Origin of the sequence: Rhizobium esperanzae (assembly GCF_002204185.1) — a bacterium.
Classification (GTDB): Bacteria; Pseudomonadota; Alphaproteobacteria; order Rhizobiales; family Rhizobiaceae; genus Rhizobium; species Rhizobium esperanzae.
Window position 1 is genome coordinate 143,519 of sequence record NZ_MXPU01000012.1, and the last position, 21,024, is coordinate 164,542.

The 21,024-nt window shown below is 60.2% G+C and carries 19 protein-coding genes and 3 pseudogenes; 14 read left to right on the forward strand and 8 right to left on the reverse strand.

The window, feature by feature from the left end:
* Positions 1-138: 138 nt before the first annotated feature.
* The 3 genes and pseudogenes from uvrB to B5E41_RS32785 form a co-directional block, all read left to right on the forward strand.
* The gene (uvrB, locus tag B5E41_RS18925; RefSeq protein WP_088395626.1) at positions 139-3,147 is read left to right on the forward strand and encodes an excinuclease ABC subunit UvrB; all 3,009 of its coding nucleotides are present in this window, start codon (positions 139-141) and stop codon (positions 3,145-3,147) included.
* A 279-nt stretch (positions 3,148-3,426) separates the two neighbouring features.
* Positions 3,427-4,185 (forward strand): DUF262 domain-containing protein, encoded by a 759-nt coding sequence (locus tag B5E41_RS18930; RefSeq protein WP_280950627.1) that lies wholly within the window; start codon positions 3,427-3,429, stop codon positions 4,183-4,185.
* A 22-nt stretch (positions 4,186-4,207) separates the two neighbouring features.
* Positions 4,208-4,429, forward strand: a pseudogene (locus B5E41_RS32785) (HEPN domain-containing protein); the annotation flags it as partial.
* Between the two features lie 159 nt (positions 4,430-4,588).
* Here B5E41_RS32785 and B5E41_RS18935 read toward each other — a convergent pair.
* Together B5E41_RS18935 and B5E41_RS18940 are read right to left on the reverse strand one after the other, a co-directional pair.
* The gene (locus B5E41_RS18935) at positions 4,589-5,287 is read right to left on the reverse strand and encodes a hypothetical protein (protein ID WP_088395628.1); all 699 of its coding nucleotides are present in this window, start codon (positions 5,285-5,287) and stop codon (positions 4,589-4,591) included.
* 118 nt (positions 5,288-5,405) lie between these two features.
* Positions 5,406-6,128 carry an SOS response-associated peptidase gene (locus B5E41_RS18940; RefSeq protein WP_088395629.1) on the reverse strand — a complete coding sequence of 241 codons (723 nt, stop codon included), beginning with the start codon at positions 6,126-6,128 and terminating at the stop codon, positions 5,406-5,408.
* 210 nt (positions 6,129-6,338) lie between these two features.
* Here B5E41_RS18940 and B5E41_RS18945 point away from each other — a divergent pair, with 210 nt between their 5' ends.
* The 5 genes from B5E41_RS18945 (at position 6,339) to dusA (ending at position 12,662) form a co-directional block, all read left to right on the forward strand.
* Complete coding sequence (locus B5E41_RS18945; RefSeq protein WP_088395630.1) at positions 6,339-6,725, forward strand: GNAT family N-acetyltransferase; 387 nt, start codon at positions 6,339-6,341, stop codon at positions 6,723-6,725.
* Between the two features lie 372 nt (positions 6,726-7,097).
* Positions 7,098-9,890: a metal-binding protein gene (locus tag B5E41_RS18950; protein WP_088395631.1), complete on the forward strand. Its 2,793-nt coding sequence runs from the start codon at positions 7,098-7,100 to the stop codon at positions 9,888-9,890.
* 224 nt (positions 9,891-10,114) lie between these two features.
* Positions 10,115-10,582, forward strand: coding sequence for a DUF3828 domain-containing protein (locus B5E41_RS18955; protein ID WP_064803340.1), 468 nt, complete (start codon positions 10,115-10,117; stop codon positions 10,580-10,582).
* 681 nt (positions 10,583-11,263) lie between these two features.
* Complete coding sequence (locus B5E41_RS18960; RefSeq protein ID WP_064803342.1) at positions 11,264-11,476, forward strand: cold-shock protein; 213 nt, start codon at positions 11,264-11,266, stop codon at positions 11,474-11,476.
* A gap of 184 nt (positions 11,477-11,660) precedes the next feature.
* Complete coding sequence (gene dusA, locus B5E41_RS18965; RefSeq protein ID WP_088395632.1) at positions 11,661-12,662, forward strand: tRNA dihydrouridine(20/20a) synthase DusA; 1,002 nt, start codon at positions 11,661-11,663, stop codon at positions 12,660-12,662.
* 188 nt (positions 12,663-12,850) lie between these two features.
* Here dusA and B5E41_RS18970 read toward each other — a convergent pair whose 3' ends face one another.
* A complete protein-coding gene (locus B5E41_RS18970) occupies positions 12,851-13,807 on the reverse strand; it encodes a S1C family serine protease (RefSeq protein ID WP_088395633.1) in 957 nt (318 codons plus the stop codon).
* 537 nt (positions 13,808-14,344) lie between these two features.
* On the opposite strand from B5E41_RS18970, the gene B5E41_RS18975 reads away from it, so the two are divergent.
* From B5E41_RS18975 to B5E41_RS32305, 3 genes are all read left to right on the forward strand, one after another.
* Positions 14,345-15,181, forward strand: a complete 837-nt coding sequence (locus B5E41_RS18975; RefSeq protein WP_088395634.1) for an alpha/beta fold hydrolase — start codon at positions 14,345-14,347, stop codon at positions 15,179-15,181.
* 50 nt (positions 15,182-15,231) lie between these two features.
* Positions 15,232-15,462, forward strand: coding sequence for a hypothetical protein (locus tag B5E41_RS31360; protein WP_020921602.1), 231 nt, complete (start codon positions 15,232-15,234; stop codon positions 15,460-15,462).
* Between the two features lie 188 nt (positions 15,463-15,650).
* Positions 15,651-15,866, forward strand: a complete 216-nt coding sequence (locus tag B5E41_RS32305; RefSeq protein ID WP_020921603.1) for a hypothetical protein — start codon at positions 15,651-15,653, stop codon at positions 15,864-15,866.
* A 144-nt stretch (positions 15,867-16,010) separates the two neighbouring features.
* Here B5E41_RS32305 and B5E41_RS31790 read toward each other — a convergent pair whose 3' ends face one another.
* Positions 16,011-16,961: a hypothetical protein gene (locus B5E41_RS31790; RefSeq protein ID WP_176439436.1), complete on the reverse strand. Its 951-nt coding sequence runs from the start codon at positions 16,959-16,961 to the stop codon at positions 16,011-16,013.
* A gap of 401 nt (positions 16,962-17,362) precedes the next feature.
* Between B5E41_RS31790 and B5E41_RS18995 the strand changes: the two genes are divergently transcribed.
* A complete protein-coding gene (locus tag B5E41_RS18995; protein WP_088395636.1) occupies positions 17,363-17,875 on the forward strand; it encodes a BA14K family protein in 513 nt (170 codons plus the stop codon).
* A gap of 140 nt (positions 17,876-18,015) precedes the next feature.
* Positions 18,016-18,621, forward strand: coding sequence for a GNAT family N-acetyltransferase (locus tag B5E41_RS19000; protein ID WP_088395637.1), 606 nt, complete (start codon positions 18,016-18,018; stop codon positions 18,619-18,621).
* Between the two features lie 53 nt (positions 18,622-18,674).
* On the opposite strand, the pseudogene B5E41_RS31045 reads toward B5E41_RS19000, so the two are convergent.
* The 4 genes and pseudogenes from B5E41_RS31045 to B5E41_RS19010 all read right to left on the reverse strand — a co-directional run.
* Positions 18,675-18,764, reverse strand: a pseudogene (locus B5E41_RS31045) (DUF3313 domain-containing protein); the annotation flags it as partial.
* Between the two features lie 28 nt (positions 18,765-18,792).
* A pseudogene (locus B5E41_RS32310) lies at positions 18,793-18,858 on the reverse strand (hypothetical protein); the annotation flags it as partial.
* A complete protein-coding gene (locus B5E41_RS19005) occupies positions 18,858-19,436 on the reverse strand; it encodes an IS110 family transposase (protein WP_245303112.1) in 579 nt (192 codons plus the stop codon). The pseudogene B5E41_RS32310 and the gene B5E41_RS19005, both read right to left, overlap by 1 nt.
* A gap of 283 nt (positions 19,437-19,719) precedes the next feature.
* The gene (locus B5E41_RS19010) at positions 19,720-20,241 is read right to left on the reverse strand and encodes a winged helix-turn-helix transcriptional regulator (protein ID WP_088395638.1); all 522 of its coding nucleotides are present in this window, start codon (positions 20,239-20,241) and stop codon (positions 19,720-19,722) included.
* 88 nt (positions 20,242-20,329) lie between these two features.
* Between B5E41_RS19010 and B5E41_RS19015 the strand changes: the two genes are divergently transcribed.
* Positions 20,330-20,971 carry a dihydrofolate reductase family protein gene (locus B5E41_RS19015; protein ID WP_088395639.1) on the forward strand — a complete coding sequence of 214 codons (642 nt, stop codon included), beginning with the start codon at positions 20,330-20,332 and terminating at the stop codon, positions 20,969-20,971.
* The last annotated feature ends 53 nt before the right edge of the window (positions 20,972-21,024 follow it).

Here is a 21,024-nt window from a genome sequence, read left to right on the forward strand (position 1 = left end):
GCGCTGGAGCGTGTCCTTCGAGGCTCCGCCCGCCGGCCACAAGCCGGGCAATTGTTGAGCCAATCCGAACGATTCATCGTTTCCCTTTTGTACTCTTTGCCTCTTCCCTTTCGCGCTGACTCTCTCCATATTCGCGCCATGGCCAAAGCTCCGAAAAAATCTCCGACCTCGAATGGTTTCGAGGAAGCCCCGCAATCGTCCTTTGAAGGCGCCCCCCTCTCCGGCTCCGTCGCCGATTGGGTGAAGCAGCTTGAAGCCGATGCAGAAGCCTCCGGCGTCGAGAGCCAGCGCGAGATTGCCTCGAAAGCGGGCAAGCACCGCAAGAAGGTGGAGAACGAAGCACGCAAGCATTCGGAAGCCGTCAGCGTCAACAAGAAGGCGACGGTGAGCAAGACCGCGCGCGGCGTCTCGATCGGCGGTTCCTCCGATCCGAAGACGCGCGCCGCCGCCGGCCTCAATCCCGTCGCCGGTCTCGACATTTCGCTCGAGGATGCCGGCAGCATCTCGCCCGGCGGCGTCACGGCCACGGTAGAGGCGCTGTCGAAGCTGATCGAAAGCGGCAATCCGCTGCACAAGAACGGCAAGATCTGGACGCCGCATCGCCCTGCCCGCCCGGACAAATCCGAAGGCGGCATCACCATCCGCATGGACTCGGAGTACAAGCCGGCCGGCGACCAGCCGACGGCGATCCGCGATCTCGTCGAAGGTCTGCAGAGCGGCGAGCGCAGCCAGGTGCTGCTCGGCGTCACCGGCTCCGGCAAGACCTTCACCATGGCCAAGGTGATCGAGGAAACACAGCGCCCGGCCGTCATCCTGGCGCCGAACAAGACCCTGGCCGCCCAGCTCTATTCCGAGTTCAAGAACTTCTTCCCCGACAATGCGGTGGAATATTTCGTTTCCTACTACGATTATTACCAGCCAGAAGCCTATGTGCCGCGCTCCGACACCTATATCGAGAAGGAAAGCTCGATCAACGAGCAGATCGACCGCATGCGCCACTCGGCGACGCGCTCGCTGCTCGAACGCGACGATTGCATCATCGTCGCATCGGTCTCCTGCATTTATGGTATCGGTTCGGTCGAGACCTATACGGCCATGACCTTCCAGATGAATGTCGGCGACCGGCTGGACCAGCGCCAGTTGCTGGCCGATCTCGTCGCCCAGCAATACAAGCGCCGCGACATGGATTTCACCCGCGGCAGTTTTCGCGTGCGCGGTGACACGATTGAGATATTCCCCGCCCACTTGGAAGACGCGGCCTGGCGCATCTCAATGTTCGGCGACGAGATCGACGCCATTACCGAATTCGACCCGCTGACCGGCCAGAAGACCGGCGATCTGAAATCGGTGAAGATCTATGCCAATTCGCACTATGTCACCCCGCGCCCGACGCTGAACGGCGCCATCAAGGCGATCAAGGAAGAGCTGCGACTGCGCCTTGCCGAGTTGGAGAAGGCCGGCCGCCTGCTGGAGGCCCAGCGCCTGGAGCAGCGCACCCGCTACGATATCGAGATGCTGGAAGCCACCGGCTCCTGCCAGGGCATCGAGAACTATTCGCGCTACCTCACCGGCCGCGACCCCGGCGATCCGCCGCCGACTTTGTTCGAATATATCCCCGACAACGCCATCGTCTTCATCGACGAGAGCCATGTCACCGTGCCGCAGATCGGCGGCATGTATCGCGGCGACTTCCGCCGCAAGGCGACGCTGGCCGAATATGGCTTCCGTCTGCCCTCCTGCATGGACAACCGACCGCTGCGCTTCGAGGAATGGGACGCGATGCGCCCCGACACCATCGCCGTCTCGGCCACACCAGGCAGCTGGGAGATGGAACAGTCGGGCGGCGTCTTCGCCGAACAGGTCATCCGCCCGACCGGCCTGATCGACCCGCCGGTCGAGGTGCGCTCGGCCCGCACCCAGGTCGACGACGTGCTCGGCGAGATCCGCGAGACCGCCGCCAAGGGCTACCGCACGCTGTGTACCGTGCTGACCAAGCGTATGGCCGAGGACCTGACCGAATATCTGCATGAGCAGGGCGTGCGCGTGCGCTATATGCACTCCGACATCGACACGCTGGAGCGCATCGAGATCATCCGCGACCTCCGCCTGGGCGCCTTCGACGTGCTCGTCGGCATCAACCTGCTGCGCGAGGGCCTCGACATCCCCGAATGCGGCTTCGTCGCCATTCTCGACGCCGACAAGGAAGGCTTCCTGCGCTCCGAGACCTCGCTGATCCAGACGATCGGCCGCGCGGCACGTAACGTCGACGGCAAGGTCATCCTCTATGCCGACAACGTCACCGGCTCCATGCAACGTGCCATGGACGAGACCGCCCGCCGCCGCGAAAAGCAGATGGCCTATAACCTCGAAAACGGCATCACGCCGGAATCGGTCAAGGCCAAGATCTCCGACATCCTCGACTCCGTCTACGAGCGCGACCACGTCCGCGCCGACATCTCGGGCGTCTCCGGCAAAGGCTTCGCCGACGGCGGCAACCTCGTCGGCAACAACCTGCAGGCCCATCTCAACGCCCTCGAAAAGAGCATGCGCGACGCCGCCGCCGACCTCGACTTCGAAAAAGCCGCCCGCCTCCGCGACGAAATCAAACGCCTCAAGGCGGTGGAACTTGCGGCGATGGACGATCCGATGGCGCGCGAAGAAGCCCGCAACCAGGAAGGCGGCAAAAGGAACGGTAAATCCAGCCGCGAGTCGATCTCCCCGCTTGTGGGGCAGATGTCCGGCAGGACAGAGGGGGGGGTCACACCCTCCTACTTCTCCAAACCCTCTCTCGACGACATGGGCCCCGGCACCGACACGGCCACGCCCCTCTTCCGCAAACCGGAACTCGACGAAATGGGCCGACATGTCGCCACCCCCGCCGACAACAAGAGCCTCTTCCGCCGTAACACTCTCGACGAAATGACCGTCGGCCGCACGGAAAAGCCGGTGACCGGCCATGTCCCTGACAAGCCGGACGCCGCCAGGGGCACGAAGCGGTTTTCACCATTGCTGGAAGGCCAGCCAGAACGCGACGACGATATTCGGCCGATGGTGCGCGGCAGGGTTGGCGCCGGCAGCCATGAGGAGCCGGGCGAGCAGAAGCGCAAGGGGCGGACGAAGGGGAAGACGGGCCGGCCGGGGCGGTAAGCGATCTTAGCTCCATCGTCTGTAATGCCGTTGCCATCTTGCCGGATGTCTTTTGCAGAATTTTGACGGCTTCATCTGTGTAAGGTGACGTTAAAGCTTCAGCAACTTCTGATTGCTATAAATCAAAAATACTAATTTCGCCGGATTTCGTGGATTGTGCTGTGAAAAATAATGCGACCTTAAACCTAAATACCGTGGATTATCCCTTCGAAACGTTGGTTCAGCGGGCTAAAGCAAATCCTCCAAAACTGATCCTCGATCCAGATTTTCAGCGAAAATATAAATGGGACAAGGAGGGATGGGCGCGCGTCCAAATTTATCGAATCATGCCTGATGCGGATTCCACTTCCTTCCTGCTACTTCGCTGAGACCAAAGATGGATCGCATCTAGTAATAGATGGAGTGCAACGAATAACGACGGTCTTAAAGTTCTTCAACAATGAGTTCGCGCTCGAAGAAATGACTGCGTTCCCGGATCTGGAGGGGAAAAAATTTTCGGAGCTAGGGACCTATCGAGCCGAACTCGAGTCAACGACAATACGGTGTGTAATACTTAGACGAGAAAACCCAGATGAGTTGGTAACTGAGATATTTGCCCGCCTGAATAAGGGTTCGGTTTCACTATCTGATCAGGAAATTCGCCACGCTCTTTATCCCGGCGACTTTGATAAACTGCTCAACGAACTGGCGGAAAACAAAATTATAAAAGATTTCGGCCTCGGCAAAGAAGGAAAAGGAAAGAGAGACGCCAGGGAAGCTGAAGAACTTGTCCTCAGATTCTTCTCATTCTATGAATCACCGGAGGAATATGAGGGAAACCTGTCGAAATTCCTGGACAAATACATGAAGACCGCATCGTCTTATTCAACAGAGGAGCTCGACGCCCTCAAGAAGAATTTCAAGAATGCGCTTGATGCCTGCCTGATTGTTTTTTCTCAAGAGGAGGTATTTTCCGCCTTCATTGACCTTTGCACGTCTGACTCATTTAAGAAATCTACCGCTGGCGGGTTGCAGAGAGACAAAGAAGACGTCATATAGGTACGAATCATACAAAACGGGATTGGAAAAAAGCAATATATCGGACGAAGTGTCGGCAAACTTTTTCAAAACTATAAAGATATTTGAAAAGGTTGGAATCGACCTAGAGGGAAACGCGGACTTTGCCAAGTACGCGGATTTTATTGGGTCTACTGTAGATAAGCGTAATAGGATAGTACATCATAACGATAATGCCAGCGACATAAGCTTGACAGACGTTATGAACATAATTCTAAAATTCAAGAATATGCAGAATCTATTTTTGATATTATCGAGAAAAGCCCCCATCTATCGGAATTGTAAGAACGCCGAGTCATCCACAAAGTCCCCGAATTACCATAGGCGGCCAGAGGCCTTAAAGTCGGCCCTACCTGAGCCTTTACACCACGCCGTACGGCCTCCCTCACCGATACCCAACCCTCGCCTCCCCCTTCACCAGCGCAAAATAAATCCGCTCTACCCGGCAGGCCGCGCTCCTCGCGCTCGCCTCGTACCCCGCCGCCGGCCATCCGCGCCGTGGGCTGCCATCGGCCGCCATCAGCCAGTACCAGCGCTCGTCGGAGCCTGTGAGATCGATCTTGAAGATCCGCCCCATGCAGGTTTCGCCGTCAAAGCCGATGAAATCGTCGCCAGGTTTTTCCTTCCAGGCGTGGCGCCATTTGCCCCTGGGTCTCTCGCCGCTGACGATCACCTCCCAGTCCTTCCAACCGTTATAGTTCGATCGCGCCGTCAGCGACCCGTCATAGGGCTTCTGGTCGAATTCCATGCGGGCTTCCAGGAAAACGGCGACGGACTCACACACCGTTCTCCACGCATCGTCATCGCGTGATGTCAGCCTGTAGGCGAGTTCATCGGAGACGTTGCCCAGTGCCCGGGCGATGGCCAAGACCACCCCTTCCTTGGTCGCCGGTCGGCCGTTCGCCTTGATGTCGAGATAGGTGCAGAGGAATTCCGCCACCTCGTCTGCGATCGCATCGATGACATCAGGCTTTCGGCGCTTGCCGATCTCATAGCCGCCGAAATCCCGGATCCGGCGCTGCGTCTGCCTGCGAAGGGCATTGTTGAGGAACGACCGTAACAGCGTTCCGGCATCGTCTGGCATGCGTCGTCCTCTCCTCGTAAGGATGTGTTTGCCGCATGTTTCGTGAATGGCTCCCGCCTGAGCCGGTGAATCAGAGCGATTCCGGAGGTAAGACCGCCACCGCTTTGCCTGACTTGCCCTAGAGCAGCGTCGGCTCCGGATCGTCCTCGACTTCCTCGATGATCTCAGGCCGGTCATTCCTGGGCGAGCCGACGCCCCGCCCGATCTTCCACATCGTCATCAACTCGGCCGGGAAAGGTCTCATCAAATCGTTCGGATCCGGCTCCGGCGACAGCCAGCGTTCATAATCCTCGCGATGCAGGATAACAGGCATGCGGTCATGGATCTCAGCCATCATTTCGTTCGGCTCGCAGGTGACGATGGCAAAGTTGCGGATCGAAATGCCGTTCTCGTCTTTCCAGCTTTCCCAGATGCCGGCGAGCGCGAAGGCGGAGCCGTCCTTCATCGCGATCGCATAGGGCTGCTTGTTCTTGCCCGTGCCGTGAATGTCCTTCCACTCGAAGAATCCATTGATCGGCACCAGGCACCGGCGCGAACCATATGCCGCGCGAAACATGCCATTGGAAGCGATGCTCTCGCAGCGGACATTGACCGGCGGCGGCCGGCCGCCTGATTTGGCCCAGGAGGGCAGCAGACCCCAGCGTGCCGACACGAAGATGGGGCCCGTTATGTCAGGCTCGCGCACGACGTCCCTGATGATGATGGGGTAATCCAGCGACGGCGCGCCATTCCACCGGGGAAAGCGATTTCCCAGCCCGTCAATATCCCCGCCCCTGACAGCAAATGGGAAATTGCAGATCAGCTCCTCAAGCGAGGTCTTGACGAATATGCGTCCGCACATGGAACCCTCTCTGCCGGTGCAATGTCAGATGTTCTCATTATGTTCCGGGGTGACAGGGTGTCAACGACGCCTCAGTTGCGCCCCTGCGGGAATGCCCGCGCCTCATATGTGTAACATGTGCTGCAGCTTCGAACCAATCCACCGTGATTGATCCGCAACCTCCCGGCCCTAGCTTCTGCTCTCGGCCGGCTCGAACGGAGAAAACCACCCATGCAGGAACTGCGCACCGACCCCTTCCCCGCCGCCGACGAACTGAACGCCCTCTTTTCCGCCGACTGGGGCAGCCCGCACAGGCGGGATTTCGCCGAAATCCTCTCCCGCAGTCTCGCCCATATCGGCGCCTATAACGACGGCAAGCTCGTCGGCTTCGTCAATGTCGCCTGGGATGGCGGCATTCATGCCTTCCTCCTCGATACGTCGGTCCATCCCGATATGCGGCGGCAGGGCATCGCGACGCGTATGGTCAGGCAGGCTACGAGCATCGCCCGCGAGCGCGGCGCTGAATGGCTGCATGTCGATTTCGAACCGCAGCTGACCGGCTTCTACCGCGCCTGCGGATTTATCCCGACTGCGGCGGGCCTCATCAAGCTCGCATGAGAGATTTCACCGGAAGCCGTCCGCAGGCGCAAGCCCGTCGTCAGGCGGGAAAGCGACGCCGATGGTCAGGCGCCGACGCGCAATGCCATAGCGCGTCAGGCGAAGACAATTTTTCACGCTTATACCGCGAGCTTACACACAGGACGCTTATGAATTAAAAGACTAAAATACGATTTTTGGTTTGCAAATTCGAAGTCCTTCCACAGTATTTCAACCTTACTTTTTCGATAAAAAATCACAATTTTTCATTGAAAACTTCATTTATCATCGGCATAGATCCCCGAGAGGTTGTCGTCCGTTGAGCCAATAAACAGTTCTTTCGGGGATTTCTCATTTTTCAGAGTAAAACTCATCTTTGGGGAAGATTAAAATATGGCTTTGAATATTCTGGATACAAACGGCACTACAATTACCAACACTGGCGCTGAATTCGAAGCCTACGACGTTATTCGCGACTCTGAAGCCAATCCTTCCGTACCTGTCTCTCTCACCGTCTCCGATTCCTCCGCGGCAGATCTGGCCGATGAGTTGGGTTCGGCATCGGCGAACGTGACCGGCTCGAGCGGTGACAACACGATCACAACAGGTGCCGGCAACGACACCATCTCAGGCGGCGACGGCGCGGACACGCTGAACGGTGGCGCTGGCGACGACACGATCTACGGCAATGCGGGCAACGACATATTGATCGGCGGCGACGGCAATGATCGGATCAGCGATGGCGGTTTTGCCTTTGTGCTCGGACCTGATGGCGGCCTGCAGCCAGAAATCGTCAACATTGACGGCGGCGCCGGCGACGATCTGATAACCGTTGAGCGATTCGCTCCATTGATATCGGGAACGATCGATGGCGGTGCGGGAATCGACACCTTGCAAGGCTCGGCTCTCCGCGGCCTGACGATCGAGAACGTCGAAGTGCTTGAACTGGCCGATTTCCAGGTAAGCGGCTCGAGCGCGCAGTTCGAGAGCTTTGATAGGATCGTCAGGTCGACCGACCCCTTCTTCAGTTATGACCCCTCGCTAGTGGTGACGGACAGCGCCCATCTCGATCTTTCCGACGAATTAGGAGATCTCGGAAGTCGTGTCCACGGTTTCTCCGGTATTGACGTCAAGACCGGCGACGGCAACGATGAGTTCGCGGGCAGCGATGTCAACGACATTTTCGACGGCAGCGGCGGCAACGACGTCATCAATGGCCACGACGGCGACGATAAACTGACCGGCGGCGCCGGCGACGACACTATCGATGGCGGCGCGGGCATCGACACGGCGGCCTTCGCCGGCAATTTCGTCGATTATTCCTTCACGGTCGACAATGGCAGCCGCGTCGTGACGAGCGCGCTGGAAGGCACGGATACACTGACAGACGTCGAATTCGCGCGCTTTGCCGATGGCGTCTACGACTTCGCGACTGAAAGCTTCACGGTTAACAGCACCGAGCCGGGCACCCCGCTGAATATCCTGGACACTAACGGCGCAACGATTACCAAGACCGGGGCAGAGTTCGAAGCCTACGATCTCATCCGCGACTCCGAAATCAATCCTCTCGTGGCAGCTCACCTGGTCATCTCGGATTCCGGGACGGTGGACCTTTCGGATGAACTGGGCTCGGGCTCCGCAGATGTCACGGGCTCAGGCGGGGACAACGTGATCACGACAGGCGCAGGCAACGACACCATCGCAGGCGGCGACGGTTCAGACACACTGATCGGCGGTGCCGGAAGCGATTGGATCAATGGCGGAGTTGGCAATGACACGCTGAATGGCGGTGACGGCAATGACCACATCTCCGGCGACATTGGAAACGATGTCATCAGGGGTGGCGCGGGCAACGATACGATCGACGATGGTGAGCTTTTCGGCCTGAACCCTGAGGTCGTTGACATCGATGCGGGAGACGGCGACGATTTCATAGCCGTAGAGACATTCGCTCCCATGAATTTAGGAACGATCGATGGCGGCGCCGGGATCGATACGCTACGAACCGGCTCGCTTCTGGGCCTGACGATCAAAAACATCGAAGTCCTTGAAACGGCAGGATATACCGTCGCCGGTTCGAGCGCGCAGTTCGAAAGCCTCGACAAAATCGTCTGGTCGACCGATCCGTTCGGCGATTTTCGAGCCTCAGTGGCCCTGACGGACAGCGCCCACCTCGATCTTTCCGACGAACTGGGAGATCTCGGATCTTTCGTAGCCGGCAATGCGTTCGGCATCGACGTCAAGACTGGCGGCGGTGACGATGAATTTACAGGCACCGACGGCAACGACATTTTCAAGGGCAGCGGCGGCAACGACATCCTCAACGGCAATGCTGGCAACGAGAAATTGACCGGCGGCGCCGGCAACGACGCCATCGATGGCGGCGCCGGTATCGACACCGCGCTCTTCTCAGGCAATTTCGCCAATTATTCCTTCGCGGTGAACAATGGCGATCACATCCTGACGAGCGCTGCCGAAGGGACGGATACGCTGACAGATGTCGAATTCGCCCGCTTTGCCGATGGCATCTACGATTTCGCCACGGAAAGCTTTACGCCCAAAAGCAACGCCGCGCCAACCAACGTCCAGCTCTCGAAAACCGCCCTCTCCGAGGATACACCGATCTGGACCACGGTTGGTCTGCTCAGCGCCAAGGATGCCGACGGCGACACCCTCACCTACACGTTGCTCGACGGCGCCGACGATCACTTCCGGCTGAAGGGCAATCGCATCGTCACCTCGAAGGCGCTGGACTACGAGACGGCCAAGTCGCACACGATCAAGGTCGCCGTCTCCGACGGTAAGGTCACGGTCGAAAAGGAGATCACGATCAACGTGCTCGATGTCAACGAAGCCCCGGTCAATCAGGCGCCGATCAAGCTCTCGTTCTCGCGCAGTTCGATCTCCGAGAATGTCGCAATCGGCACCTCGGTCGGCCTTCTTTCAGCCGTCGATCCGGAAGGCGGCACGGTGAAGTGGCGGCTGACGGATGATGCCGACGGCATCTTCAAGCTCGTCGGCAACAAGATCCAAACGAAGGCTGCGATCGACTACGAAAGCACGCACAGCCTGACCTTCACCGCCGAAGCCTATGACGCGGCCGGCAACATCACCAGCCACGACTTCACCCTCGCCGTGAAGGACATTTTTGAGCCGTCGAGCCTGCTGCACGATGCTTTGATCTAATCACGACTGGATTTCTGCCAGACGCCAATATGCGTCATGATCGGCTTTCAACGCCGGTGGGGCTCGCAGTCTTGCGGGCCCCACAGCGGCAATCTAAGGCGTTTGCCTGCCGCCACCAGCAGGAGATGCAGAGGGCGCAGCCAAGTCGAGGCATCTCAGAAAATGCCGCTCCACCTCGATGCTCGTTTCGGCTATGATTCTCCGCCCATCGGAGGAGAGCCTGCATGCGTCTACCCACCGTTATCCTCGCCCTCGCCATTTCGGCGTTCGCGGCCCTGCCCGCCTTGGCGGAGACCTACAAGACGCCGAAGGCGCTGCTAAAGGCGCTTTACAGCTACGACACCGACAGGAGCGATGCCGAGGCGCCCTCGCCCTATTCGATCTTCTTTTCCGACCATCTGAACAAGCTTCTCCAGGCCGATCTCGACAACACGCCCGAGGGCGATGTCGGCGCGGTCGATTTCGATCCAGTCATCGCAGGCCAGGACGGCGAGGCGAGCAACGTCAGGATCGGGCAGCCGATCCTGTTGGACGACAAGGCCGAGGTGGAAGTGCAGTTCGACAACGGCAAGGAGGTGACGCTTTTCTACACCCTCGTGCGCGAGCATGGCGGCTGGAAGGTCGACGACATCGCCGATCAGCAGGGCGATAATCCCTGGAGCCTCAGTGCACTGCTGGGGGATGCGCAGTAAAACCGCAGGCGCCAAAGAGCGCCCTCATGGGAGGAGGCCGAAGAGTCCGTCTCGAACCACGAGGGCGGGCGCGCGAACGGCCTTAACTGCATTCCACAAGCCCTATGCAGAGTCGAAGGCAATGGCGCCGGTGGCCGCCCCCGTCCTTCGCGGCTTCGCCCTGCGGGCTACGCACCTCGGGATGAGGGCGGAACAAAGACGGCGCCAGGAACACCGGAGGTAGGCTCTGCGATCCTCTTCACCATGAGGGCTGATTGATGTGGCCTGCCGCTCCGCAAAATCCATGCCCCGCCACCGAAGCACCGCTCATCCCGTTTCGGTACGGAATCCCGATATGGCACATCGGAGCAAGTATCTGCTAACTTTTCGTCAAGTAACTGAATCTTCGGCATTTCCTGTCGTTATAAATGTCATGCCACAATAATGGCGCTTGCATTTTGACCGAAATGATGGCACCAATCCACCTACTCGGGCATTTGCATGCCGGTGACTGGACTGATGTGGTATCTCTTCCGTTACGGAAGGGGCGCGGGAATACCCGCCTGCGTAGACGTTCTTTCCCCGTACGTGACTTCTCCGACTGACCCTTCGTCCCCAACCCCAATCGGGACGAAAGCTAAAGCCGTCCGCTTCCTCTCGGGGGCGCGGATAAACACAGACTAAGGGAAAAGGACTATCCCAATGGCCACCAAAGGCATCGTAAAATTCTTCAACCAGGACAAGGGTTTTGGTTTCATCACGCCGGACGGCGGCGCAAAGGACGTTTTCGTCCACATCTCCGCGCTGCAGGCTTCTGGCATCCAGTCGCTGCGCGAAGGCCAGCAGGTCACCTTCGACACCGAGCCGGACCGCATGGGCAAGGGCCCGAAGGCTGTCAACATCTCGGCTTCGTAAGCTAGATTATCGCTTCGGCGGCAGGAACGGCGCTCTGAAAGGGGCGCCGTTTTTGTTTGCCACGCTTGGATTTGTCGATCGCAAGGCCAGGTGTTATATGCGCCCTTAATGATGATCTCGCCGGAGCGGCGATGCAGGGCGCCAACATTGAGGCGCCGTGGCTACAAGGAACAATGGACCGTCGATGACTGAGAAGAGGCCGATATTTGCGGTGGCCCCGATGATCGACTGGACGGATCGGCATTGCCGTTATTTCCACCGCCAGATCAGCCGGCAGGCGCTGCTCTATACCGAGATGGTGGTGGCCGACGCCATCATCCATGGCCCGCGCGAGCGGTTGCTCGGCCACGACGCCGCGGAACATCCGCTGGCGCTGCAGCTTGGCGGATCGGATCCGGTCAAACTCGCCGAGGCGGTGAAAATCGCCGAACCCTATGGCTATGACGAGATCAACCTCAATGTCGGCTGCCCCTCCGACCGCGTGCAATCGGGCACCTTCGGCGCCTGCCTGATGCTGACGCCGGAGACGGTGGCCGAATGCGTCGCGGCGATGAAGGCGGTCGCGACCGCGCCCGTGACAGTGAAATGCCGGATCGGTGTCGACGAACAGGACCCGGAAGAGGCGCTGCCCGCGCTTATCACTCGCGTTCTCGATGCCGGCGCCGACGCGATCTGGATACATGCCCGCAAAGCCTGGCTGAAAGGCTTGAGCCCGAAGGAGAATCGCGAGATTCCGCCGCTCGACTACGAGATCGTCTACCGGATGAAACAGCGCTGGCCCGATGTGTTCATCGGCATCAACGGCGGCATCCGCACGCTCGACGAGGCCGCCCAGCATCTCACCCATGTCGACGGCGTCATGCTCGGCCGGGCCGCTTACCAGAACGCGGCGATCCTCGCCGACATCGACCGGCGCTTCTTCGGCGCGCCGGCGGTCGAGCCCGACTGGCAGGCGCTGTGCGACCGGATGATGGCCTATGCCGAGCGCCATATCGCCGGCGGCGGCCGGCTGCAACAGGTGGCCCGCCACATGGTCGGCCTCTTCACCGGCCTGCCCGGGGCGCGACGCTATCGTCAAATCCTCTCCACCGACGCGGTAAAAAACGGTGCCGGACCGGAGGTTCTGGCGGCAGCCTTCGCCGCAGTGGATTTCTCCGGGACGGAGCCGGCGGCGGTCAGCGCCTGACGTAACGTTATGTTTTGTTTTGTCGTCACACCGCGCACTGGCGGTTGGCGGGAGCGGTATGGTCGCAGCGGTGACCACCGTCTCGGCACGCACCCCCAGGTTGGTCTGCAGGTGGAACTGGCGGCAATGCCGATCCCTTCGATCATCGGGGCGTATGGCCAAAAATGGTAACGCCGCATGCAATCGATTTATGACCGCGGCATCGGCAGCAATATCTTCTTCTCGATCCGGCCGCTCACCGAAAACACCAGAATCTCCGTCTCTTTGTCGATTCTGCTGCCATCCATCAGTCTGACGATATCATCGACGCCGCCGACCGGGCTGCCGTCGATGGCGAGGATGTAATCGCCCTCCTGCAGCCCGCCCTTTGCCGCCGGCCCCTCCGGTTCGACCCTGCGGACGCGGACGGATGTCGTTTGAACCGTACCCGCCGCAAGTGCGACCCGTCGCGGTAGCACGATCGTGTCGCCTGCTATGCCGATGAAGGCGCGCCTGACCTGGCCATGGCGAAGAATCTCCGACACCACGAAATTGGCCGTGTTCGATGCGACGGCAAAGGCGATGCTCTGTGCGCCCTGGATGACGGCGGTGTTGACGCCGATAACCTCGCCGCCGGAAGACACCAGCGGCCCGCCGGAATTGCCGGGATTGAGCGCGGCATCGGTCTGGATGACATCCTCTATCAGCCGGCCGCTTGCCGCCCGCATCGACCGGCCCAGCGCCGAGACGATACCGGCAGTGACGGTCCATTCGAAGCCCAGCGGATTTCCGATCGCGATCGCGATATGGCCTCTGCGCAGACGCTGGGAATCGCCGAGCCTCGCCCAGGCGCCGGTGCTGGCATTAGCGCGAATAAGAGCGATGTCGGTGTCGATATCCCGACCGAGCACCCGGCCTTCGGTGACGAACCCATCAGGCGTCGTGATGCGAACCACTTTGGCGTCGTCGACGACATGGCTGTTGGTAATGATTAGGCCGTCAGGCGAGACAGCGAATCCCGACCCGTGCCCCTGCCGGCCTCCTACCCGCTCGATCCGGCTGACAGCCGGCCCGACCGTGTCGACTGCTGCTGCGATCGACTGCGAATAGGCATCGATCAGCGCCCCGTCTTTTTGGGGCGCTATATCCTTATCCATGTAACCCATGATCTGATCCTCAGGCGGCAGACGGCCGTCCCGCCGCCGGCAAAGCAATCGCGGATGCGATCGTCGCCATGACGTTGTTGTGAGGAATTAGATGGTTGGGCGTCGATCCCCGTTCAAGTGAGCGCCAGCGCGCTGCATCCGAACAATATAATCGAGGGCAAAATACACCTACCCGAACGTATAGATTGCACGAACGGGAATAAAGTGGCTCATTGTGGACATTGCCCGTTAGCTCGGCCGCCTTCACGGCGCTGCCGAGCGACCGTAATCAAGGAATGTCGCAGCGCGAAGCAGTCGGGCAAGGACCGCCCTATTGCGTCGCCGTCACCGGTTAACAGGGCACTGCGCGTCCTGGCAACTGACTATGCAAACTTCTGTCATATCAATAGAGTAGAACGAGGCATTCAATAAGCACATCATCATATTGTCGATTCCATCCCCAGGCGCGACTCTCCTATTGGCGTCACGGCGCTCGTGGCCTGCCAATCCCGCCTGCAGCAGCCTGTTTAGTCAATCCAACCCACCAGGAGCCATGAGATGAGCACAGTCACAACGAAGGACGGCGTCGAAATTTTCTATAAGGATTGGGGGCCGAAGACTGCCCAGCCGATCATGTTCCATCACGGCTGGCCGCTGTGCTCCGACGACTGGGACGCCCAGATGCTGTTCTTCCTCGACAAGGGTTACCGCGTCGTCGCCCATGATCGGCGTGGCCACGGCCGCTCCACCCAGGTGGCCGACGGCCACGACATGGACCATTACGCTGCCGATGCAGCAGCCGTCGTCGAGCATCTCGATCTGAGGAATACCGTCCATGTCGGCCATTCCACCGGCGGCGGCGAAGCGACCCACTATGTCGCCCGCCACGGCCAGCCGCAGGGCCGGGTCGCCAAGCTCGTCATAATAGGCGCCGTACCGCCGATTATGGTGAAAACCGATGCCAATCCTGGCGGCCTGCCGATCGAAGTCTTCGACGACCTGCGCAGGCAGCTCGCCGCAAACCGCGCCCAATTCTATCATGACCTGCCGGCCGGCCCCTTCTACAGCTTCAACCGGCCCGGTGCGAAAGTGTCGGAACCGATCATCAACAATTGGTGGCGCCAGGGCATGATCGGCGGCGCCAAGGCGCATTACGACGGTATCAAGGCCTTCTCGGAAACCGACTTCACCGAAGACCTGAAGATCATCACCGTGCCGACCCTCGTCATGCATGGCGACGACGACCAGATCGTGCCGATCGCCGACTCCGCGCTGCTTTCGTCGAAGCTTCTGCAGAATGCGACGCTGAAGGTCTACGAGAAATTCCCGCACGGCATGTGCACGACCCATGCCGATATCATAAATCCCGACATCCTCGCCTTTATCAAAGGCTGATCCGACGTGCCGCCAGGCGCTAACGAGGCGCCCGGCGGCCGCGCCGCTTTTTGGCAAAACGGTTTTATCATGAAACCGTTTTCGTCGATTTGCGTTTAGCGGCCATGACAAGAGAACGTGAACCCTCATCAAAGGCTTACCGGCAGGATCGTTTCGAAAATACCGAGCGAGCCGCAAAGGAAACCATCGAGGCGGAGCAGCGGGCTCGCCGGGAAAAGACCAAACGCCTGAAAGAGCTGCGCCTGTCGCAGCAGGGCGGTAAGGATCCCGCGGCCAAATAGAGATCTTCTGCCCGCCTATTCAGTCCGGCCGAAGCGCCGATTGATTTCAGCTCCACCCCGGCGCCGCGTCTTGCCGCGGCTCCCATATTGTTCTGATTTCGGACGTTCGCCCATCTTGCGAAGCAAAGGCTGCGAAATTATCTTTTTGCACAATAGCGATTCACGGCATCCCAAAAGGGCTGATTGCGATGTCAGACAAGCTTTTCAGCACGCGTGACGAACCACTCGCCTCCGCAGATCTCGATATTTGCAGGCGTGTACATGAAGCCCTGTGTAGCGGGCTTAATATTGATAGAGCAGGCGGGGAAGCCGATCGTCTCGGAGCCCTGATCATCGAGCTTTATCGGCAGGGGGTGCATGATGAAGACCAGCTTCGACTGCTTGCCGGCGGGAAGCGAGTCTGACGGCGCGTCGGTTTCCCCGCGACACCTCTGCCCGTGATCCTCGCTCAGACGCACAAAGGGTGCGCTAATGCTCTGAATCTAATTATGTATCGGCTCGAAAATCTATTCCGATTTCGAGCCGATACGCTAGCCATTTTCGGTGATTTAGAGGCCGGTCGCCTCGGTACTCGTTGCTGTGGCCGAGGTCTCTGTTGAATCGACAGCCGGCGCCGACTCGGTCGTTCCCGATACTTCTTCCGTGCTGCCCGTCTCGGCTTCCGGCGTTTCCGCGGTCGCGCTAGGATCTGTCGTCTCGCCCTCGGCGGTTTCGCCAGTCGGAGTCTCGGTTGCCGGAGTCTCCGTCGTCGGGGTCTCCGCCACCGGTTCTTCCGCGATCGGCGCCGCAGCCGCCAACGCGTCTCTCATCTGGTCGATCGTGCCGACAGCCGTGCCGATGCCGAGCGTGTCCTTGGCCCAGGCCAAAGCTTCGGGGGTGAGCGTGCCCGTCTTGGTCGCCGAAGCCAGTGCTGCCGTCAGAGCGGCGTCGCCGAGAACAGGATCGTCCGCCGGCGGGGCAACCCCGTTGGCCAGCTCATATTGAGCATAAGCGGTAGCGTACGCTGCAATTGCAGCCATACGCGGATCCGCCGTCTTCATGAGGGCATGGAAATTGCGTTTCAAGGAATTGAGACCGGCAAGCTGTGCTGCGGGTTTCTTGGCCGACTTTTCCGCGGGCGCCTTGACGGAGGTCGTCTTCTTGGCGGCGCCCTTCGTGGTCACGCTCTGCTTGGTCGTATTCGCCTTGCCTGTCTTGCCGCTGGACTTATTCGAGCCATGGCCGTTCTCCGTCTTTCCACCTGAGCTGGAGCTTCCCTTTCCGCCGCCGCTGCTATGGCTGCCGCCGCCGTTGCCGCCGCCACTGCCACCGCCGTTGCCGCCCCCGCCACCGCCGTGATCACCGCCGCCACCCCCGTGACCACCACCGCCACCGCCGTTGCCGCCACCGCCACCACCTTTTGCGAAGGCGGGCGATGTATCGGTAAAGACGATGTTGAGGGGCGCAAGCGCAAGACTGGTGGATAGACAGAGAAGGCCGATGATTCTGGAGAGCTGCATGGTCGTCTTTCTGACATGAAGGGTGGCGCGTTACATGTCAGCCATTGAAGCAGCAGCTCCATAAGAACCCGTTTAGGATCTACTTGCAATTTGAACTTCCTCCAGATTCCGGTCGTCATGACTAAGAGCCGGAGGCTGAGTTCCCTTAGCAAAACTCACTTCTCGCCCACGCCTGCATCGACGCTCGGAAAACCCGATGTGTCGGTTCAAATAGCGATAGCGTCCCTTGCGCGCGTTAAGAGAGGTGTAGCGCAGGAGAACCGCCAATACGGTCCTAATGATACGACCACGCAGTCCATTGCGTTAGCGAATGCGCACATAGCCGCGTCCTGACCCCAAGAGAAACTTATTTTCTCGGTCCGCGTTATCCCTCCATATCTCCGTGACTCAAGGTGAGTGACATGAACAGATTCGCCATCATTGCCCTATCGATAGCGACGGCATTCTCCGGGACGCCGGCTACGGCGGGCCCAGCCTTCGTGCCCAGTCCGGTACAACAGGCGGTGCAGCCGACGCCTGACGGCAGCGATGCTCGGATCATCGCGGTCGGCTGCAACAACTTCACGAACTGCCCAGGCCAGTTCGGTAATGGTCGGAGGTGGTACCCGAGGCGCCACTACTACCGCGATCGCCACTACTACCGCGATCGCGACTACTATCGGGACGACCGCTATGGCTGGGACCGCCGCTACGATCGCAGATGGCGGCGTCACCACGACAATACCGGCGCCATCATCGGCGGCTTGGCGGCCGGTGCCATCATCGGCGGCATCATCGCCTCGCAGCCTCGCGCCGCCTACACCTCGCGCGGATACAGCTCGCACGCCGAGTATTGCTACGCCCGCTATCGGTCGTACCGCGCCTGGGACAATACCTATCAGCCGTACTACGGCCCGCGCCGCCAGTGCCGGTAATCCAGCCTGTGGCGCTGCAGTAAGCCCCGCGTCACCGCGCGGGGCTTTGTGCTGTCGCGCAAGCCCTTCCCAGCGGCTCTCAGTCGTGCCTGTCTGGCCAGGATCGAACCTTCCGAGTGGCTGCATTTGCAAGGTGACATATGACATCAGGAGACACCGAGACACCCTCCGGCTGCGTGGCCCTGCTTGCGCCGGATTTGGAAAACCTATCGAGCTTCGAAGCAGCGCTTGCGGCCGGTTGGTCTCCCGACCCGCGACGTGCCGGCGACCAGGCATATATCCGCGGAGAACTCGAGCGGCTGCGCCAGGACAAATCGAAATTTCTCGACGATCTTAGTCCGGGCGACAGACAGCGCACCGTGTCCGGGTCGCCGCTGACGGTTCTTCTCTTCTGGATCTGGGACGGCGAATTCTGCGGCAGCATCAACCTCCGTTTTCATCAGGGCACAGAGGAGCTGCCGCCCGAAGTCTCGGGCCATGTCGGATATTCGGTCGTGCCGTGGAAGCAGCGCAGCGGCCGCGCCACCGCCGCGCTCGGCCTCCTGCTCGATGTGGCGGCAAAGCAGGGCCTCACCCGCCTCGTTGTTCTCTGCGACGAGGACAACGACGCTTCGAGGCGCGTGATCGAGCGCAACGGCGGGCAATTCTTCATGCGCGGTCCGCACCCCTCCGACAGGCCGGAGCGGACCAAACTCTATTTCTGGCTACATCCCGGGCCGCCGCCTGAAAAAACATCCGAGCGCTAAAGACCGACGGAGCAAGGCTGTCGCCCCTCCGTCCGTCCGATCGGCCCAGCTCACGCCGCGCGCTGCGCGCCCGACTTGTCGACCGCCTCGGCCTCCACAGCCAGCCCGCCGAGCCCGACCGGCAGGCGCGGCACGCCGTTCGGTTCGCGCACCGCTGTCGTTGGCGATTGGAGCAAGGCCTGCCAGCATGGCGGCCTGCTTGCCCGAACAACTGCCCAGCTCGTCCATGCCGGCCATCAAGGCCAAGGCGGTGACGCGGCCGATGCCGGGAATTGAGGTGAGGATCTCGGCTTGCGGCAGAGTTGCGGATCCTCGCCGACACATCGCTCGATCTCTTTGTCGAGACGGTCGACATGCTGCTCCAGCTGTCGAATAAAGCGGTTGAGTTCGCCGCGCAGAACCGCGGTGGTGGCGGTCTTGCTGCGGTTCTGCAGAGCGGTGATGTCGCCTATGGCTGCCGATCGTGCATTGACCAGCTCCTGCAAGGCCTCGATGTGAGGACTTGGCGGCGCGCCGGCCGGCGGGCGCAGGCTCTCAGCCAGGAGCGCCAGGAAACGGGCATCGAGCCGATCGGTCTTGGCGAGATAGCCGCAGGCGCGGGCGAACATCCGTGCGCGCAGCGGGTCGATCGCGGCGACGGCAAAGCCGTCGAGCCACAGCGAGCGATGGGCGGGGCGATGGAACTTGCCGGTTGCCTCCATCACGATGCGTTCGGGCCGATGCCTGGCCAGCAGCCGTTTCAGCTGGCCGATGCCGGTCTTGTCATTGCTGAACCGCCGGCTTTCGCCCAGCGGATGCAGATGACATCCAGCCACTCTTTACTCACGTCCACACCGGCATAAATTACCGGCATCGCGTCTTCTTGGAATGAAACCTTGCCCTTCACGCGGGACTTGCTCCTCATCATCTGTTCAGGACAGACGCGAGGACGGCCGGACCAATCTCATCCCCGGTTCAAGCCAAGGGGCCTGCGGTCTCGGCCGTCCGCAGTCCGGCGGACGGCCATCCGCCGGACTGCGCACCGATCATCCAACAATCAGCGCAAATTGAACATGCAAGGGGGCCACACGGCAGATCTTTCAATTATCCTTTCCTACATCACGCCTCGGCCGCCGCCATTCTTCCCCGCACCTCCAGAAACGCCGCCGTCAGCCGCGCCAGCACCGGCGAGGTCACCGTCCCGTTCGCCCCGCCGACCGGATCGACGATGTGGATCTGCCGGAGACCCTCCATGAATTCGTCCCAGAGCGGCTGACCGCCCTCTTCCAGCAACTCGGCGCGAATGCTGAGATCCTCGCTCACCGGCAGGTGACGCCTGCCCCAGGCGCCGATCATGGCGAAGAGGGGAACGAGCTGGATTGCCGGTTCCGTCAGGCTGTAGATCGCTTTCTGGCTGTGGCTCGGATCGTCGCGCTTGCTGATGAAACCGAGCGAGAGCAGCCGCTTCAGCCGGGCCGCCAGGATATTGGAGGCGATCCCCTCCTCCGAATGAGTGAGCAGATCGCGGAAATGCCGGCGGTTGCCGAACATGATGTCGCGGATGATAATCAGACTCCATCGGTCGCCCAGCACCTCCATCGTCAGGTTGATCGGACAGCCGGACCGCAATTCTATATCCACGAAGCATCTCCTGTAGAAACCAGTTGCATTATAGGATCACTTGTGCGAGATAACAACTAGTTTCAATTGGCAATCAGATGGAGGAAGCATGTCCAAGGTGCGCGTCGCAGGGTTTTCCGTTTCCGTCGATGGTTTCGGCGCCGGGCCGGAACAAAGTTTGAATGATCCGCTCGGAAAGCGCGGGCCGGAAATGTTTCAGTGGTTCTTCCACACGCGCACCTTCCGCGCGATGATGGGTAAGGACGACGGTTCCACAGGCATCGACGAGGATTATGCGTCCCGCGCCATGGCCAATTTCGGCGCCTTCATTCTCGGGCGCAACATGTTCGGCCCCATCCGCGGCGAATGGCCCGACGATGCCTGGAAAGGCTGGTGGGGTCCGAACCCGCCTTACCACGCGCCGACCTATATCCTCACCCATTATCCACGCGAACCGCTCGTTATGGAGGGCGGCACCACCTTCCACTTCGTCACAGGCGGCATTCACGAGGCGCTCGATCAGGCGAAGGCGGCGGCCGGCGATAAGGATGTGAAGATCGGCGGCGGAGTGGCGACCGTCCGCCAATATCTGCAGGCGGGTCTGATCGACGAGCTGCATTTCGCCGTTTCGCCCGTCGTGCTCGGTAAGGGCGAAGCGATGTTTGCAGGCATCGATCTTCCCGCGCTGGGCTTCCGCGTCACCGAGCATGTCGCCAGCGAAAAAGCCACGCATCTCGTGCTGGCGAAATAACCGAACTATCGGTTCAGTCGGCGATCTCTCCGGCGTGAGCGGTGTCGGAAACA

Coding starts and splice junctions, on each gene's coding strand:
- B5E41_RS18970 (WP_088395633.1), bottom strand. CDS start 13,807: ATGGGTTACATGGATAAGGATATAGCGCCCCAAAAAGACGGGGCGCTG.
- B5E41_RS18940 (WP_088395629.1), bottom strand. CDS start 6,128: ATGTGCGGACGCATATTCGTCAAGACCTCGCTTGAGGAGCTGATCTGC.
- B5E41_RS19015 (WP_088395639.1), top strand. CDS start 20,330: ATGTCCAAGGTGCGCGTCGCAGGGTTTTCCGTTTCCGTCGATGGTTTC.
- B5E41_RS18960 (WP_064803342.1), top strand. CDS start 11,264: ATGGCCACCAAAGGCATCGTAAAATTCTTCAACCAGGACAAGGGTTTT.
- dusA (WP_088395632.1), top strand. CDS start 11,661: ATGACTGAGAAGAGGCCGATATTTGCGGTGGCCCCGATGATCGACTGG.
- B5E41_RS18955 (WP_064803340.1), top strand. CDS start 10,115: ATGCGTCTACCCACCGTTATCCTCGCCCTCGCCATTTCGGCGTTCGCG.
- B5E41_RS32305 (WP_020921603.1), top strand. CDS start 15,651: ATGTCAGACAAGCTTTTCAGCACGCGTGACGAACCACTCGCCTCCGCA.
- uvrB (WP_088395626.1), top strand. CDS start 139: ATGGCCAAAGCTCCGAAAAAATCTCCGACCTCGAATGGTTTCGAGGAA.
- B5E41_RS18945 (WP_088395630.1), top strand. CDS start 6,339: ATGCAGGAACTGCGCACCGACCCCTTCCCCGCCGCCGACGAACTGAAC.
- B5E41_RS18935 (WP_088395628.1), bottom strand. CDS start 5,287: ATGCCAGACGATGCCGGAACGCTGTTACGGTCGTTCCTCAACAATGCC.
- B5E41_RS18950 (WP_088395631.1), top strand. CDS start 7,098: ATGGCTTTGAATATTCTGGATACAAACGGCACTACAATTACCAACACT.
- B5E41_RS18995 (WP_088395636.1), top strand. CDS start 17,363: ATGAACAGATTCGCCATCATTGCCCTATCGATAGCGACGGCATTCTCC.
- B5E41_RS19000 (WP_088395637.1), top strand. CDS start 18,016: ATGACATCAGGAGACACCGAGACACCCTCCGGCTGCGTGGCCCTGCTT.
- B5E41_RS18975 (WP_088395634.1), top strand. CDS start 14,345: ATGAGCACAGTCACAACGAAGGACGGCGTCGAAATTTTCTATAAGGAT.
- B5E41_RS31790 (WP_176439436.1), bottom strand. CDS start 16,961: ATGCAGCTCTCCAGAATCATCGGCCTTCTCTGTCTATCCACCAGTCTT.